A 15,579-nucleotide genomic window follows, 5' to 3' on the forward strand; every position below is an offset into this window, starting at 1 on the left:
GAAACTATGAGTAATCCGAAACAACAACAAGAGCAAATTAATATTGAGCTAGACGAAACTGTCGCAGAAGGAATTTATTCTAATCTTGCGATTATTAATCACTCATCATCTGAGTTTGTTTTAGATTTTGTGAGCATTATGCCAGGTATTCCTAAGGCCAAGGTAAAGTCAAGAATTGTCTTGACACCACAACATGCTAAAAGATTATTGAGAGCTATAGGTGAAAACATCCACAGATTTGAGGCCGCTCATGGCGAAATCAAAGAAACGGAACAAGCACCAATTCCGCTTAATTTTGGTCCAGCTGGACAAGCATAAATTTTAAAAGCCCCTTTTTTAAGGGGCTTTTTTTATGGTTAATGGATAAAAAGTGCAGTTCATCGGATTTAATTTATTTTAGTCGACTAAGTTTCATCTCTAATGAATATTGTTTTAACTTTCTATAACCTAAAAAGATTGAATTTTGAAATATAATGACTTAGTAAAGGTTAGTTTAATTCAAATTATAAAAAAGCGCTAATTTAATATTAGCGCTTTTTTTATTCTGATTTTTTTTTCTATTCTTCCCAACCTTTCGATGCAAAATGTACTCTATATAAGTAAATAGTCTGTGAAAGATTTTAACTTAAAAAGAGACATGATGAAAAAGAAATTCACCTTAGAAATAGCAAATCCTTGTTCTGAAAATTTTGATAAAATGATTCCAAATTCAGAGGGCTCATTTTGTAATTCATGTATGAAGAATGTAATTGATTTGAGCAAGAAAACGAATTCAGAAGTTGCTAAATTCATTACTGAAAATAAAGATAAATCTATTTGTGCAAGGCTGAAAACAACACAGTTGGAAGAACAGTTTGAATACAATGAAACTTCTAAAATCAATACTTTGAAATATGCTGCAGTTGCTGCATCTGTATTATTGGCATCAAATGTTTCAGCGCAAGAAAAAGAAACTGTTAAAACAGAAATAAACTGTCTGAAGCCCAACAATACTTATAAAGTAGGCAAAGTAGATTATAATCACGCTTCAAATGCTGAAATTTCTATAATTATAAAAGGAAAATTGTTGGAATCAAAAACAAACAAACCTTTTAATAGAGAAATCTATCCTAATTTGATGCTTGCGGTTGACGGTGCACAAAATCCGGTGAAAGTAAATCCTAAAACAGGTGAATTTTCTATAACGGCCAAGGTTTTGAAGAATAGTAAAACACTAATGGTAACAATTACAGCAAATGATTATTATTTGTCAAAAGAAATAGCCTTTGATGTACAGTCTGCTAAAAATAACGTTTTGATAAAAAATATAATTATTGCTTCTAATGAGCTTAACAAAATTTATATCGCGGGCGGATTAGGAATTAACTACACAAAATAATCATCAAAATTACATATTGGGGAATGTAAATGAAAAGGGCTGTCTAAATAAATTGACAGCCTTTCTTATATTTTTAATCTAAAGTAAATTAATCAAACTCAGAGGTAAAGTATAATTTCACGGATGGATATTTACTTTGCGTCATTTGAATAGTAAAATCAGAATCAGCTAAGAATACTAATTGTCCGTATTTATCATGAGCCAAGAATTTTTGTTTAATACGTTTAAACTCTTTAAATTCCTCATTTTTAGCGTCATCAGGTTTAACCCAGCAAGCTTTATGCACTGGGAAGTTTTCGTAAGTACATTTAGCTCCGTATTCGTGTTCTAGACGATATTGAATAACCTCATATTGAAGCGCTCCAACCGTTCCGATAACTTTACGATTGTTCATTTCTAAAGTAAACAACTGAGCAACTCCTTCATCCATTAATTGGTCAACTCCTTTTTCCAATTGTTTCGCTTTCATTGGATCAGCATTATTGATGTATCTAAAATGCTCAGGAGAGAAACTTGGAATACCTTTAAAACTCATGATTTCGCCTTCAGTTAAAGTATCACCAATTTTAAAGTTTCCAGTATCGTGTAAACCCACAATATCACCAGGATAAGAAATATCTACAATTTCTTTTTTCTCAGCAAAAAATGCATTCGGACTAGAAAATTTTAGATTTTTCTTTTGGCGAACGTGGTAGTAAGGTTTATTTCTTTCGAAAGTTCCAGAAACGATTTTGATAAATGCTAAACGGTCACGGTGTTTTGGATCCATGTTAGCGTGGATTTTGAAAACAAATCCAGTCATCTTCTCTTCTGTAGGTTCAACTGTACGAGTTTCAGAATCTTTTGCTCTTGGAGAAGGAGCAATTGTAATGAAACAGTCTAATAGTTCGCGAACTCCAAAGTTATTCAAAGCAGAACCAAAGAATACTGGTTGGATTTTTCCATCTAAATAATCTTGGCGTTCAAATTTTGGGTAAACCTCATCAATTAGTTCTAATTCTTCTCGAAGCTTATTAGCAGCTTTTTCTCCCACAATTTTATCCAATTCAGGATTGTTCTGTACATCAGAAAAAGCAATTGTTTCTTCGATATTTTTACGGCTATCTCCGCTGAAAAGGTTAATGTTTTCTTCCCATAAATTATAAATTCCTTGGAAATCATAACCCATTCCGATTGGGAAACTTAAAGGTGTTACTTTCAATCCTAATTTTTGTTCAACCTCATCCATTAGATCGAAAGCATCTTTACCTTCACGGTCTAATTTATTGATGAAAACAATCATTGGAATGTTACGCATTCTACAAACAGCAACCAATTTTTCTGTTTGCTCCTCAACCCCTTTTGCAACGTCAATTACAACAATTACACTATCAACAGCGGTTAAAGTTCTAAAGGTGTCTTCGGCAAAATCCTTGTGTCCAGGAGTATCAAGGATATTGATTTTTTTATCTTTATAATTAAAAGCAAGCACAGAAGTCGAAACCGAGATACCTCTCTGACGCTCGATTTCCATAAAGTCACTCGTTGCTCCTTTTTTAATTTTATTGTTTTTTACCGCTCCAGCTTCCTGAATAGCACCTCCAAACAACAGTAATTTTTCAGTTAAAGTTGTTTTACCGGCATCAGGGTGCGAGATAATTCCAAATGTTCTTCTGCGTTGTATTTCTTTTAAAAAGCTCATATTTTGTATAAATAGGTTGCAAAAGTACTATTAAATACGGCTTTATGAAAATATTCAGTTCGTAAATTTGGAAGTCTTTATTATTAGAAGGTTTTTTTAGAAAAAAATAAGGCTGTTTTGCAACAGCCTTAAATAGTCATTTTAAATTACTGATTAATTGACCAAATTGAATATCCTTTTGGAGGACATTGTATTTTTACCCATTTGTCTGCTTGAGTTGTCGGATACCAAGATGAATTTCCTGTGAAATCTTTAATTTGAGTATTAGCCCAATTCGTTTGAATCCATCTTTCTTGCCATACGTCTGAGTTATTGATATAAACTACCAATCCAGGATTTCCGTTGTAACCGTTTCTTCTTGCCACATATTCGTCATTATCAGAATATAAGATAGAAGTTGTTCCAGTTGCTTTATTATTGTGAATCCAGATTAGATTGTTCAGTTTGTTTTTGTCTAGCCATTCTTCATAATCTCTATAGAAAATGGTTGGATAACCTTCGTGAGTTAATATGTAGGAGTAAGCTAACATTTTGCTCCAGATTTCGTCAGTATCATGATTGGTTACAAAAGTCACCGCTTTGTACGGATTGCGTTTCCACATCATATCATCATTCAAAAGAGCAAGATTGTTTCCATCAAAAGCATCATTCATTTTGTAATAGCAAGCAAAATCAAATACAGAACTATTGGCGGCGTTTGCCCAATCATTCAAGACATTTACATTTGAATCCCACAATTCTCCAACAGAAAATCCGCCAACATTGGCATTCCATGAATTTACAACCCATGCACCAAAACCTTTTACGTAGTCGAATCTCCAACCATCAAATTTCATTGTATTTTTATAATATTTACCAACTCCGTCAGTGCGTAGCCACAACCAGTTCTGAACATTTGGTGCAGCATGGCATAAATCTGGGAACCCACCAAAAGATCCTTCGTCATTATTTCCGTAGCTGTTTTTATAAAAATCATTATAGTTACGAGGAAATTTACCCGAAGCAACACCTGTAAAATTGGTCCACGTATTTGTTCCTGTAAATGGATTTGCCTCAGATTGCCCGCCACTGTTATGGTTGATTACGATATCTGCGTAAACTTTGATATTTTCGTTGTGAGCAGCCGTAATTAAATTTACTAATTCAGTTTTTGATCCAAATCTGGTTTCAATGCTTCCGTTCTGATTGTAATCTCCAAAATCAAAGTAATCTGTTGGATCATATCCCATAGAAAAAGCTCCGTTTTGTGCTTTTGAAGCAGGCGGAAGCCAAATAGAGCCAATTCCAGCGTTACCCCATGCGGTTACTTTGCTGCTTACGGTATTCCACCAAGTTCCCCCAGAAGGAACGTCCCAGTAGAAAGCTTGCATCATAACACCTCCACCTGGATTGTCAACATATTTTCCTGTTGAAGAAGAACCGGAAATTCCTGTGCTAAAAGGTTTTCCGTCATGATGCGTAACATCAATAATTTTGAAATTTTGGCTTTCAGCTTTTGAATCAGCTTCACTCATTTCGTTCTGCGAACACGAAAATAGCAGTCCGGTAAATGCCGTAATAACGCATAATTTTAAAATAGGTTTTTTCATAATAGATGTGGTTAAGTTAAATAGTGAGTTTTGTAATTGTCAAAATCAAGCTTTAAAAAAGCAGATATTTTCATTTTTTAAAGCTTTAAAATGACAAATACGCATCTAAAGTAATTTTTTTTTGATTTAATTTTAATTTATAAGAAAATAGCTCTTCACGAAAACGTTGTAGTGTTGAGAACTTTTTTTAGAGCTCTTATAATTAAGCATTTGTTTGCTCTTAAAATTCAAATTATGGAACGATTTATAATGGTGCCTGTTGTTGCATTAAGAAAATTGAAATAACCAATTTGGAATACTGTTATAGAACTATCCTATAATTTTTTGTTAATAGTATATCGGATAGTTGGATTATGTAATTGAATTGTTATTTTTGTTCGTTATAAGTTACGAAAGAACTATACTTTAATTATTTATGTTTAAGTTGAACATATTTAATTTTAGAAGGATTATCTAAAAACAGGCTTTACATTCAAATAAAAATTAAAATAATGTTATTAAAAAAATTACAGCTAAAAACAATTGATTTCAGGTTTGCACTAACAATTTGTTTTTTTCTTTTTTTAACTCCAATAATTACAGCGCAAGAAGTTATTCCGGATGTTGTTGCTCAGAAACCAGTGGAAACTCCTTCTGGCGGAAAATTGAAAATCGATGGAATTATTGCGACAGTAGGAGATTATATTGTTTTAGATTCTGATATTGATAAAGGATTTTTAGAAATTACTGCTCAAGGCGGATCTATAAAAGATATTACAAGATGCCAGATGCTTGGTAAACTTTTAGAAGACAAATTATACGCTCACCAAGCCATTCAAGATAGTATTATTGTGAGTGATGCCGAAGTTAGAAGTATGATGGAAGAGCGTCTTAACTATATGACACAGCAAGTAGGTGACATTAATAAAGTAGTTGAATACTATAAAAAGAGCTCTGTAGAAGAATTTAAAACCTATTTTGCTGATATCTTAAAGGAGCAGAAATTGGCTTCTGAAATGAGAGATAAAATCATTAAAGATGTTGAGATTACTCCAGAGGAAGTTCGTAATTTCTTTAAGAAAATCCCAAAAGACGAATTGCCAACTTTTGGAGCTGAAATGGAAGTAGCACAAATTGTTGTGGAGCCTAAAATTTCTAAAGAAGACAAACAAAAAGTAATTGATAGATTAAACGCTATAAGAAAAGATGTTCTTGAAGGTTCCAGTTTTGCTACAAAAGCCGTTTTGTATTCTCAAGACAAAGCGTCTGTTCCATCTGGAGGATTTTATAAGATAACACGTAAAACTCCTTTTGTGAAAGAATTTAAAGATGTTGCGTTTAGTTTGCAGGCGGGCGAGATTTCTCAGCCGTTTGAAACTACTTTTGGATTTCATATTATTATGGTAGAAAAAATAAAAGGGCAAGAGGTCGAACTTCGTCATATTTTATTGTCTCCAACAGTTTCAGAAGCTGCTATGAAAGAAGCTAAAGAGCGAATTACCAATATTAGGAATAAAATTATCAATAAAGAGATAACTTTCGCTGAAGCGGCAAGAACAGAATCGGATGAAAAAGAAACTAGAGCAAACGGAGGGACATTAGTAAATCCAACAACACAAGATACTCGATTTGAGCTAACTAAAATGGATCCACAATTGTACAGCCAGGTTTCAAATCTAAAAGGGGATGAGATTTCTCAACCACTTTTAAATACTGATGAGAAAGAAAAAAAGACTTATAAAATTATTACTGTTACCAATAGAATTGATGAGCACACTGCTGATTATGCTAAAGATTATACTAAGATTAAAGAATTAGCACTTAAAGAAAAGCAGATTAATGCCATTGCAAAATGGTTTGATACTAAAATTAAAGATACCTATATCAAAATTATCGGAGAATACAAAGATTGTACTTTTGCAAACAATTGGTTAAAAAAATAAGTTTTAATAAATAAATAAAAAGAGTTAGTTTTATGATTTCATAGAATTAACTCTTTTTAATTTTAAATACATTCATAAATGTCTGACGTAACAGCAATTCACAATTTAGTTCAAAAAAGAAACGAATTAAAAAAAGAAATAGCGAAAATCATTGTAGGGCAGGACGCCGTTGTAGATCAAATTTTACTTTGTATATTTTCTGGGGGGCATGCGCTTTTAATTGGAGTTCCTGGTTTAGCAAAAACCTTAATGATAAATACTTTGTCTCAGGCTTTAGGGCTAGATTTTAAAAGAATTCAGTTTACGCCAGATTTGATGCCTTCTGATATTTTAGGAAGTGAAATTTTGGATGAAAATAGAAACTTCAAATTCATTAAAGGGCCAATTTTCTCTAATATTATTTTGGCAGATGAGATCAATAGAACGCCGCCAAAAACTCAGGCAGCGTTGTTAGAAGCGATGCAAGAGAGATCGGTAACTATTGCTGGGCAGCATCATAAATTAGATTTGCCTTATTTTGTTTTGGCAACTCAAAACCCAATTGAGCAAGAAGGAACTTATCCTTTGCCGGAAGCTCAGTTAGACCGTTTCATGTTTGCTATTAAATTAGAATACCCAACTTTTGAAGAAGAAGTTCAAGTTGTGAAGCGAACAACTTCTGATGTTAAAACAGAAATTAATCCGTTGTTTAATGCGCAGGAAATTATTGATTTCCAACATTTAATACGCAGAATTCCAGTCGCAGACAACGTTATAGAATATGCAGTAACTCTGGTAAGCAAAACTCGTCCAGACAATTCTTTGACAAATGATTTTGTGAAGAATTATTTAGATTGGGGAGCAGGGCCAAGAGCTTCGCAGAATTTAATTTTAGCAGCAAAAGCACATGCGGCTTTCAACGGAAAATTTTCACCAGATATTGAAGATGTTCAGGCGGTGGCAACAGGGATACTAAGACACAGAATTATTAAAAACTATAAAGCTGATGCAGAAGGTATAACTGAAGAAACTATTATTGCTAAGCTGATTTAGCTTTTTTGTAATAAATAGAAAGATAATAACGATATAAAAAATCGTAAATAACTAATTCGTGAATTCTTCCTTTTGATTTAAATACTCGATTCATTGTCATGTGTATATGACTGGCTACAAAGGTATTTATGTCAATTTTTGATTTCTTACAAGAAGAGATTGTCTTTTTGATAGTTTCAAAAGAATTTTTTCTTTTTGTATCTAAAATTTTTTGTATTTCAATATAATCTGGATTTGTAAAAAATGTTTGACTTAGAAAATTTTCAATTCTTTTACGATTTATTCTGAACTTTTCATCTAATTGTTTTTTTAGAGGCCTCGATATACCAAACTCTTTTCCAAAACCAGTTTTTAATTGATTCAATAGATTAAGTTTTTCCGTTATTGTAAAATTAAAACTGTCAAGAAATGTATCAATGGCTCTAAGACTGAAAAGCCATCTGATTTCTTCTCCTTCTTCTCCTTCAATTATACCAATAAAAGTGGAAATCATTAAACTATCATGAAAAAAAAGATCTTCTGACAATTCTAGATTTTTTTTGCCTCCGTAGCGCTCAATTTCTTGTTTATAAGTATCCAATTGAATGTTCCAAATTATATTTGCTTTAATGTGTTTCTTAAAAATATCTTTAAATCGTTGTATTACAACAGTGAAATTACTTTCATCTTTTAGATGTAATCTAACTCGTAAATGGTGTTCGGGATCAGAATATCGTACAAAGAACCATTTGTCAATAATATGTTCTTTAAATAATGATTGAGAAGTGGGTAGAATTGTTTCAGCTAAAATTAAATCTGATGTAGAATGCCCGGTGTATATTTTGTAATAAATCCATTTCTCTCCAGGAAGGTAATTGCGTTGCATTATTTTACTCATAGATTTGTTAGTAGTTTTTGATTGTAGAATGATAAAATTATTTCGTTTGAGTAATATTCTTTATTTGTGTCTAAAATTTTGCTTTTTTTTGCATGTAGAAATTCTTTTAAAGTGAAATTGTTTTTTTTTCTAACTATATCTATTAACATTTTAACTGAAGTCAAATTGTTAAAATTAATTAGTAATTCATTATCATTTTCTACAAGTACAACATAAAGAGGTATTTTTTTTATTTGCTTAAAATTTTCAATTTCTAGAATGAATTCGGTTTGGTTGTTTCTGTTTTTAATTAAGTTCTCAATATCTTTTTTCTCAATATTCCATGTCGCTTCATGTAGAATAACATCTTCATATTCAATTCTAGGAATGAAATCATATGTAGTTGAGATACTGCCTAAATTAAAAGACATACCTTGTCTTTTTCCTTCAAACTGAAAATCGCATAGGAAATGATAGATTGGAAGCGAGTTTTGAGAATAATTATGAGCATTTGTTAAACGTGGTATAACCTTACGATTGTGTTTTTTTGATCTTAATACCAATTTATCATTTTTGATAGATATGTATAAATCATCAATTGGAATTTGAAATTCATCTCCTAATGTTGAACTTCCTAAATATGGTATTTCAAAATTTCTAAAAGAGGGCCTCATAAGTATGTTTCCAACACGAGACTCTGGTAGGTGAATAATTTCTGCTAGAATAGAGTCTTTATTGATTTGATTTTCAGTATCTATAATTGTATTTACATATTCATTTATTTTTATGGCACCATGGCAAAATCTTCCTAATAAATTGGCGGCGCTTGAGCCTCCAATGCCGCTAAATTTTACTTTTTCTTTTTCATCAATTATTACTAATTCTATTATTGTAGACATTGTATCTGGCAAATTATCCCAATTTTCGTTGAGATGGTTTAATTCGCTAGGTTTAATGTTAATAACAAAATCATTGTTTTTATTTGCCTGTAATATTTTTTTGTGAAAGAAAGAATTAAAAGAGTTCCATTCTATAGTTTGAGGAGAGTTTTTAATTTTAGTATCGGGTAATCTTAAATCATCAATAAGAGGATTGATTGTATTTTGCTCAAATGCTTTATGATAACCAATTCCGATTTCAGAATCAAGTACTTTTGACAGTTGTACTTCTTGATTTTCGTATCGTGCGTAAAATCTTTTTTTAAATTCTGATAATGTTGCATTTTCAGAGATGTGTGAAAATTTATTTAGTACAGACATACCTTTTTTAACTGAGTCTACTACGTTCGCGCTTAGTTTGTTCTGAGTTACACTAATACTCATATCAGTTTGAAATAAATGACTTACATCAAACTCTGTATCTAGGTCTTTTAGAATTTCTATTGTAGTTTTATACTTTTCAATATTATTTCCTATGCGTTCGTCGATTTCAGTTAATTTTGATTTTAGAAGCAATAACTTGTCCAATATGCTTTTAGTTTTGTCCAATTTTTCGAGTACTAAAATTATTTGATTGTAAAATTCAATTCCTGTTATTGAAGGTTCCAAATTGCTTATTAGTACTTGGTTGTCTATAAGTTCATGAACGAAATTTGTAGCTGTTTCGGCACTAATTGTTTCAGAAATAAGTTCATTAATAATATCGTTTATAAGTGCACCTTTTTTAGAGAATTTGATTATTTTTTTTATATACTTTGAATTGGTAATCGAAACTACTTGATGATTTCTTTGGCCGTTTATGTAATAATATTCAATGTACCGTATTTTGTTTGCAACTTCATAGATGCTCTTATTTGGGTAGAATAGTAATTGCTTTTTTATAAAATCGATTTTAGTCAAGTTTTGTGAAAGTGCAACAAGATAATTCATATCAAAACGGGTATGTCGTTCATTGTGAATTGCTCCTTTCAAAATGATATTAGTACCTATATCTATTTTGCCAACAGTGCATCCAGCAAATAATCCAAAAGGAGTACATCTTGCAGAAAGACGAGAAATATATTTTAAAACAGAGAATTTTATTTTTTCTATATCTTCTATGTTTTTGGAAGATTCTTTCGCATCAATCCATTTTATTACAGCATTATAAAGAACAGGTGAGGCAAGATATATAGCTTCTTTCAGAATGGGATCTTTTAATACTTCTAAAAAAATTTCGTCAGAGATATTATTCTCTGAGGTGAATTTTTTGTAAAAATCTAAAGAATATAAAGGAGTTCTTAAAATAAACTTATTAAATGTATGGTAAGGGTTTTTATTTGGCATTTTTATGCTAGCTAATCATTAAACATTCATCCCAATTGAATTCATTATTAGTTAAATAATCGATTATAACTAATCCAATTCCGCTAATTCCTTCTAGTAAGGATAATTCATTTTTCCACGTTTGTTTGCCGCCAATCCATTTTTTATAACCAGCCAATCCATCTTCATGAAAACTCATTTTAAGGCCTTCATTTAACCAGTGTTCTGTTGCTTCTTTAAAAGTCGGATCACGAGTTTCTTTATAAGCTCTGTTGAAAACTTTTGCTATGCCAAAAGCACCATGGCAAATTCCTGCATCACTAACTAATGTATCCTGTCTCTCTATTCTTTGAGCGGAATGTTTTAAAATATCAATTGCTGTTTTGTTAAGATTTTTATTTTGAAGAGTTTTAGCTGCTTGTAGTAAGGTTATTCCAATACCTAGATCGCCATAACACCATGCCAATCTGCTATGTCTATTGTTATTGTCAAGTTCACATTCGAAATTAGGAAATATGGAATAATGGCTAGTTTCTTTATTTTTATGGTGGAGTATGTATGAAATACTTTTTTCTATCATCGGTTTTACTCGTGATTTAAAATCAGAATAATTGTGCAGGCGGGAAAGAAAATTTATAGTACTAGGAATTCCATGGGAAAGACTAAAATTGTATCCACGCTTTTGTGTTTCAATGCTTAGAATGGATTCCCATTTCATTTTGTTTTCAGATTCTATTGCAAACTTTTCAATTGATGAAATTAACTCTAAAAGATAAATTTTATATCTGTTCTTTAACTTTTGTGAAGTTGTGCTTTTATAACGTGATAGAAAATAGTAACCGTAGCCAATGCTTCCATGTAAAAAATCAAAGTAGCCTATTGAAGTGTCTACAGATTGCCTTTCGAAAAGATAATGATCCAAGTCTGATAGCACTTCGTCATTGTCAAATTCAATAAAATTTTCTAACTGTAGATGTTCAAGAGCCCATCCAAAGCCTGCAATGCCACTACAATAAGTTGGAAGTTCGTAATTATCGTTTATTTTTTCAAAACAGTCGGTTATAATTTTGACCCCTATATCGGATGCTTTATCTTCATTCTTAAATCGAGAATAATAAAAGTGAAACATCGCAAGACCAGTTAATCCGGTTAATACACCTAAATTTTCAGATTGATGTTCGCTCTTGAGAATTTTATAAATTTCGTCTAACTTGAAATTTAATGTAGTTGTAATGTAAATTTGATTAATATTTGTATTTTGCATATACTTTAAATATATAGCCTAAAAATTAAATTTAATTTTTAAGAAATTATTGTAGGTGTTTTTGAAGTAAAAATATTATTTATTTTAAATAATTATGTAATTTTTTATTTATAAATTAAAAAAAATATTTAGATTTGGTTTTATTATTAACACAAAAAGCATTAAAATGAAAAAAAAATCTATTAATGAATTACGTTTAGATAAAAATGTAATTTCAAAATTTTCTGCTAAGATGATTAAAGGTGGCGGAGGTGATACTTATACGTGTGCAGATAGTCCAATGACATCTTGTAATGGAAAATGTGGGCCTGTGCAAACTCATGCTACCGCAGCAGCACAAACATGTGTAGAATCTGTTGACATTGGTTGTGATACTCCTCCTTTTATTAATTAATTTGCAAAGACATTTGTTATAATAAAACAGTAGATCGTTCTACTGTTTTTTTTTAAACATCTCATCCTTTTAAAGGAAACTTAGGCTAACTATAACGTTATAATTTTTTATTTAGAAAGATTCTTAGTGAAAACAGAGGTAAAAACTTACTTACTTTATAACATCGAATTTCGACTTTGTTAAAGAAAAGATTTTTAAATATTAATAATTCATTATTTTAATTCAAAATTGATTTTTTGGCAAAAACAAGCAGTGAAAATCGTTTTTTAGCAATAATAATTTTTGAAAAGCCTTGTTCTGTTATATTTTTTTTAATTATCGGGTTTAATGCTTAAATTTGCCTCAAAAAAATAAATCCGCTTTTATTATGAGTATTTATCAGGATTACCTTCAAGAAATTGAAGAAAGAAAAAATCAAGGGTTACACCCTAAACCAATCGATGGAGCTGAATTATTAAGCGAAATCATTGCCCAAATTAAAGATGTCGATAACGCATACCGCGAAGATTCTCTTAAGTTTTTTATTTACAATACTTTACCAGGTACTACAAGTGCTGCCGGTGAAAAAGCTAAGTTCCTAAAAGAAATTATTTTAGGTCAATCTGTAGTTAAAGAAATTACTCCAGTTTTTGCTTTTGAATTATTATCACACATGAAGGGTGGACCTTCGATTGAAGTGTTATTAGATTTAGCTTTAGGAAACGATGCTGCAATCGCTAAACAAGCTGCAGATGTTCTTAAAACTCAAGTTTTCCTTTACGATGCAGACACAGATCGTTTGAAAGAAGCTTTCAAAAATGATAATGCAATTGCTAAAGAAATTCTAGAAAGTTATGCGAAAGCCGAATTCTTCACGAAACTTCCAGAAGTGGCTGAAGAAATTAAGGTTGTTACTTATATCGCTGGAGAAGGTGATATCTCTACGGATTTATTATCTCCAGGAAACCAGGCTCACTCACGTTCAGATCGTGAGCTTCACGGAAAATGTATGATTACGCCTCAAGCGCAAGAAGAAATTCAAGCTTTACAGGCTAAGCATCCAGATGCAAGCGTAATGTTAATTGCTGAAAAAGGAACAATGGGAGTTGGTTCTTCTCGTATGTCAGGTGTAAACAACGTTGCACTTTGGACAGGAAAACAAGCTAGTCCATATGTTCCATTCGTAAATATTGCTCCAATTGTTGGAGGAACAAACGGTATTTCTCCAATTTTCCTTACTACGGTAGATGTAACAGGAGGAATCGGAATTGACCTTAAAAACTGGGTTAAAAAACTTGATGCAGATGGAAAACCTGTATTAAACGAAAATAATGAGCCAATTCTTGAGCAAGCATATTCTGTTGCTACAGGAACTGTTTTGACTATCAATACTCAAACAAAAAAACTTTATAATGGTGATCAAGAATTAATTGATATTTCAAGATCATTTACTCCTCAAAAGAAAGAGTTCATTAGAGCTGGAGGATCGTATGCAATTGTGTTTGGTAAAAAACTTCAAACTTTTGCGGCTAAAGTTTTAGATATTCAAGCTCCTGCAGTATTTGCTCCATCTAAAGAAATTTCTAATGAAGGACAAGGTTTAACTGCAGTAGAAAAAATCTTCAATAAAAATGCTGTAGGTATTGCACCAGGAAAAGTATTGCATGCTGGATCTGATGTTCGTGTAGAGGTAAACATTGTAGGTTCTCAGGATACTACTGGTCTTATGACTGCTCAAGAGTTAGAGTCTATGGCTGCTACAGTTATTTCTCCAATTGTTGATGGGGCTTACCAATCTGGTTGTCATACAGCTTCTGTTTGGGATAAAAAAGCTCAGGCTAACATTCCTAAATTGATGAAATTTATGAACAACTTCGGTCTAATCACGGCTCGTGACCCGAAAGGTGTTTATCATTCAATGACAGATGTTATTCATAAAGTGCTTAATGATATTACTGTAGACGAATGGGCTATCATTATTGGTGGTGACTCTCATACAAGAATGTCTAAAGGTGTTGCTTTTGGTGCTGACTCAGGAACAGTTGCTCTTGCTCTTGCTACTGGAGAAGCTTCTATGCCAATTCCAGAATCTGTAAAAGTGACTTTCGTTGGAGATATGAAAGAATACATGGATTTCCGTGATGTAGTTCACGCTACACAAGCTCAAATGCTTAAGAAATTCAATGGTGAGAATGTATTCCAAGGTAGAATTATCGAGGTTCATATCGGAACTCTTACAGCTGACCAAGCGTTTACATTTACAGACTGGACTGCAGAGATGAAAGCAAAAGCTTCTATCTGTATTTCTGAAGATGATACTTTGATCGAATCATTGGAAATTGCTAAAGGCAGAATCCAGATCATGATTGATAAAGGAATGGACAATGAAAGACAAGTTCTTCAAGGATTAATCAATAAAGCAGATAAGAGAATTGCAGAAATTAAATCTGGCGAAAAACCAGCTTTAACTCCAGATGCAAATGCTAAATATTATGCTGAAGTTGTAGTTGACTTGGATCAAATTGCTGAGCCAATGATCGCTGACCCAGACGTTAATAATAAAGACGTTTCTAAACGTTATACTCACGATACTATTAGACCGTTATCTTTCTATGGTGGAGAGAAAAAAGTAGATCTTGGATTTATTGGTTCTTGTATGGTTCACAAAGGAGATATGAAAATTTTAGCTCAAATGTTGAAAAATGTTGAAGCGCAACAAGGAAAAGTAGAATTTAATGCTCCTCTTGTAGTTGCTCCTCCAACTTACAATATTGTTGATGAGTTGAAAGCTGAAGGTGACTGGGAAGTTTTACAAAGATATTCAGGTTTTGAATTTGACGATAATGCTCCAAAATCGGCAGCGCGTACAGAATATGAAAATATGTTGTACTTAGAGCGTCCTGGATGTAACCTTTGTATGGGTAACCAAGAAAAAGCAGCTAAGGGAGATACAGTAATGGCAACATCTACACGTTTATTCCAAGGAAGAGTTGTAGAAGATGCTGACGGTAAAAAAGGAGAATCATTGCTTTCTTCTACGCCAGTTGTTGTTCTTTCTACAATTTTAGGTAGAATTCCAACAATGGAAGAGTACACTGCTGCAGTAGATGGTATTAACTTAACGAAGTTTGCTCCATCTAACAAACAGTTAGTTATGTAATCTAGACATTATTTTAGAATATTTTAAAAGCCCGAGTCGTAAAACTCGGGCTTTTTTAGTAATAATTGTTCTATTTTTTGT

General features: G+C 32.0%; 11 protein-coding genes. 6 read left to right on the plus strand and 5 right to left on the minus strand.

Annotated features, from left to right (window positions below; genetic code table 11):
* Window positions 1–6: 6 nt before the first annotated feature.
* Both GR162_RS04850 and GR162_RS04855 read left to right on the plus strand, forming a co-directional pair.
* Window positions 7–318: a DUF3467 domain-containing protein gene (locus GR162_RS04850; RefSeq protein ID WP_008466913.1), complete on the plus strand. Its 312-nt coding sequence runs from the start codon at window positions 7–9 to the stop codon at window positions 316–318.
* Between the two features lie 322 nt (window positions 319–640).
* Window positions 641–1,378: a hypothetical protein gene (locus GR162_RS04855; protein WP_160781176.1), complete on the plus strand. Its 738-nt coding sequence runs from the start codon at window positions 641–643 to the stop codon at window positions 1,376–1,378.
* An 88-nt stretch (window positions 1,379–1,466) separates the two neighbouring features.
* Here the strand turns inward: GR162_RS04855 and GR162_RS04860 are convergent, their stop codons facing one another.
* Together GR162_RS04860 and GR162_RS04865 are read right to left on the minus strand one after the other, a co-directional pair.
* Complete coding sequence (locus GR162_RS04860) at window positions 1,467–3,059, minus strand: peptide chain release factor 3 (RefSeq protein ID WP_160781177.1); 1,593 nt, start codon at window positions 3,057–3,059, stop codon at window positions 1,467–1,469.
* A 146-nt stretch (window positions 3,060–3,205) separates the two neighbouring features.
* The gene (locus GR162_RS04865) at window positions 3,206–4,648 is read right to left on the minus strand and encodes an alpha-amylase (protein ID WP_160781178.1); all 1,443 of its coding nucleotides are present in this window, start codon (window positions 4,646–4,648) and stop codon (window positions 3,206–3,208) included.
* A 491-nt stretch (window positions 4,649–5,139) separates the two neighbouring features.
* On the opposite strand from GR162_RS04865, the gene GR162_RS04870 reads away from it, so the two are divergent.
* Entirely contained in the window at window positions 5,140–6,570 is a 1,431-nt protein-coding gene (locus GR162_RS04870) for a peptidylprolyl isomerase (protein WP_160781179.1), read from the plus strand.
* A gap of 78 nt (window positions 6,571–6,648) precedes the next feature.
* Window positions 6,649–7,602 (plus strand): MoxR family ATPase, encoded by a 954-nt coding sequence (locus GR162_RS04875; RefSeq protein WP_160781180.1) that lies wholly within the window; start codon window positions 6,649–6,651, stop codon window positions 7,600–7,602.
* On the opposite strand, the gene GR162_RS04880 is transcribed toward GR162_RS04875, so the two are convergent.
* Genes GR162_RS04880 through GR162_RS04890 form a run of 3 tightly spaced genes read right to left on the minus strand, consistent with a single transcriptional unit; the run spans window position 7,589 to window position 11,965 of the window.
* Window positions 7,589–8,479, minus strand: coding sequence for a thiopeptide-type bacteriocin biosynthesis protein (locus tag GR162_RS04880; protein ID WP_160781181.1), 891 nt, complete (start codon window positions 8,477–8,479; stop codon window positions 7,589–7,591). The genes GR162_RS04875 and GR162_RS04880 overlap by 14 nt on opposite strands.
* On the minus strand, window positions 8,476–10,722 hold the full coding sequence (locus tag GR162_RS04885) for a lantibiotic dehydratase family protein (RefSeq protein WP_160781182.1): 2,247 nt from the start codon (window positions 10,720–10,722) through the stop codon (window positions 8,476–8,478). The genes GR162_RS04880 and GR162_RS04885 overlap by 4 nt, the downstream gene beginning before the upstream one ends.
* A 7-nt stretch (window positions 10,723–10,729) precedes the next feature.
* Entirely contained in the window at window positions 10,730–11,965 is a 1,236-nt protein-coding gene (locus GR162_RS04890) for a lanthionine synthetase C family protein (RefSeq protein WP_160781183.1), read from the minus strand.
* Between the two features lie 166 nt (window positions 11,966–12,131).
* Between GR162_RS04890 and GR162_RS04895 the strand changes: the two genes are divergently transcribed.
* Both GR162_RS04895 and GR162_RS04900 read left to right on the plus strand, forming a co-directional pair.
* Window positions 12,132–12,359, plus strand: coding sequence for a hypothetical protein (locus tag GR162_RS04895; RefSeq protein ID WP_160781184.1), 228 nt, complete (start codon window positions 12,132–12,134; stop codon window positions 12,357–12,359).
* Between the two features lie 367 nt (window positions 12,360–12,726).
* Window positions 12,727–15,498, plus strand: a complete 2,772-nt coding sequence (locus GR162_RS04900) for a bifunctional aconitate hydratase 2/2-methylisocitrate dehydratase (protein WP_160781185.1) — start codon at window positions 12,727–12,729, stop codon at window positions 15,496–15,498.
* The last annotated feature ends 81 nt before the right edge of the window (window positions 15,499–15,579 follow it).

The sequence above is a fragment of the Flavobacterium sp. HBTb2-11-1 genome (genome assembly GCF_009826975.1).
GTDB lineage: Bacteria > Bacteroidota > Bacteroidia > Flavobacteriales > Flavobacteriaceae > Flavobacterium.